This window comes from Duganella rhizosphaerae, from assembly GCF_040364205.1.
GTDB classification, from domain to species: domain Bacteria; phylum Pseudomonadota; class Gammaproteobacteria; order Burkholderiales; family Burkholderiaceae_D; genus Rugamonas; species Rugamonas rhizosphaerae.
Genome location: NZ_BPWK01000050.1, coordinates 1 through 2142, shown reverse-complemented (window position 1 = coordinate 2142; position 2142 = coordinate 1). Strand labels below are relative to the sequence as shown.

Sequence of the window (2142 nt, the reverse complement as noted above, 5' to 3'; positions counted from 1 at the left end):
GGAGGCCTTGCCGCTGACGCCGAACGGCAAGCTTGATCGCAAGGCGCTGCCGGCGCCGCAGGGACAGGCTTACGTCACCCGCGGCTATGAGGCGCCGCAGGGCGAGACCGAAGAGACGCTGGCGGCGATCTGGGCGGAGGTGCTCAAGCTGGAGCGGGTCGGACGTCACGACAACTTCTTCCAGTTGGGCGGCCATTCGCTGCTGGCGGTCACCTTGTTGGCCCACATGCGTCGCGCCGGACTGCCGGCAGATGTACGCACGCTATTCGGTACGCCGACAGTCGCTCAATTGGCAATTGCCATATCAAGTATCGCGTCAAACGACAGCGAAGAATTGTTGTCGGCGGATGCCGACGACGAAGGAAATTTTAAGGAAATTTTATTATGATGGCGACTGATCTTTTGCTTCAACTGCACGAAAAAGGCGTTACTCTTTCACTCTCCAACGAAGATCAACTTCGTATTCGTGGCAAGGACCAGGCGCTGGACGACGTACTCATGGCAATGCTACGCAGCTGCAAGCCGGTATTGATCGGTATGCTGAAGTCGGGCGAGTATGCCCGCTACATGAGCGACTTGAAGAAGTTCGGCAAGCATCTCGCCTTGCCGCCAAATGAACTGACGGCTGAACAGCGCAACGGTATCGCCGCCCAGGTGAGCGGCGGTGCGGCTAATATCCAGGACATCTATCCGCTTGCGCCGCTGCAGGAGGGGATACTGTTCCACCATCGCACTCAGCGGGACGGCGATCCCTATCTGCTGCCGGTGCTGATGGAATTCGATACGCGCGACCGGCTTGACTGCTTCCTGGCGGCCCTGCAGCAGGTTATCGTCCGGCACGATATCCTGCGTACCGCGATCGTCTGGGACAATCTGGACGAGCCGTTGCAAGTGGTATGGCGGTCGGCCCCAATGGCGTTGGAAACGGTGACTTTCGACGCCGGCGCTGGCGCCTTTGCCGACCAGTTGGCGCAGCGCTATGATCCGCGTCACTTCCGGATCGATGTGCGCCAGGCGCCGTTGATGCGCGGCTTCATGGGCGAGGACCAGCACAGTGGCCGCTGGCTGCTGCAATTGCTGACGCATCACCTGGCCATGGATCACACGACGCTGGCGATGCTGGTCGAAGAGATCCGGATGATCCAACTCGGATTGGCGGCGCAGTTGCCATCGGCCCTGCCGTTTCGTAACTTCGTCGCGCAGGCGCGCTTGGGCGTCAGCCGTCATGAACATGAAACCTTCTTTTCGGAGATGCTTGCCGATATCGACGAGCCGACCGCGCCATATGGCGTGATCGACGTCCTGGGCGACGGTAGCGATATTGAAGAAGCCAGCCTTGAAATTGCGCAGCCCCTGTTGCTGCGCCTGCGAGGACAGGCGCGCGAACTGGGTGTCAGCCTGGCCAGTGTGATGCATCTGGCCTGGGCCCAGGTATTGTCAAAACTGACGGGACGCCAGGATGTGGTGTTTGGCACTGTGCTGTTCGGCCGCATGGACGGCGGCGACGGCGCCGAGAGGGTACTGGGTATGTTCATCAATACCTTGCCGGTCCGCGTCAGCATAGACAGTCAAAGCGTGGCGCAAGGTGTACGCCGCACGCATACGCTGCTGACCCAACTGCTGCGTCACGAGCACGCGCCGCTGTCGACGGCACAGCGCTGCAGCGGCGTGGCGGCGCCGATGCCGCTGTTCTCGGCGTTGCTGAACTATCGTCATGCCCAGGCTTCCGATACCGGTTCGGCAGAGACGGAATGGCCGGGTGTGGAAATACTCAAGAATGAAGAACGCACCAATTTCCCGTTCATGCTGTCGGTGAATGACCACGGCAACGCGCTGTCGTTGAGCGCGCAAGTGAAGCGGGTTGCATCGGCCGAACGGGTGTGCAAATACATGCAGACCGCGCTGGAAGGCATCGTCGCCGCGCTGGAAACGGCGCCGCAGACGACGCTGGCGGAGATCGGCGTGCTGTCGGCGGCGGAACGCCGCCAGGTGCTGGTCGAATGGAACGCGACGGCGGCGGACTACGAGCGTGACGTTTGCCTGCACGAGCTGTTCGAACGCCAGGCGGAGCGCACGCCGCACGCGGTGGCGCTGGTGCATGAGCAGCGCCAGGTCAGCTACGCCGACCTGAACGCGCAGGCC

2 protein-coding genes are annotated in these 2142 nt (G+C 61.7%); both read left to right on the top strand.

Translation table 11 applies throughout. From position 1 onward, the window contains the following. A partial coding sequence (locus RUGAMON1_RS32525) for a phosphopantetheine-binding protein (RefSeq protein WP_445234403.1) occupies positions 1-388 on the top strand: 388 nt, incomplete at its 5' end. 110 nt (positions 389-498) lie between these two features. Further along, positions 499-2142, top strand: a 1644-nt coding sequence (locus RUGAMON1_RS32520) for a condensation domain-containing protein (RefSeq protein WP_445234402.1), incomplete at its 3' end; no start/stop codon positions are given.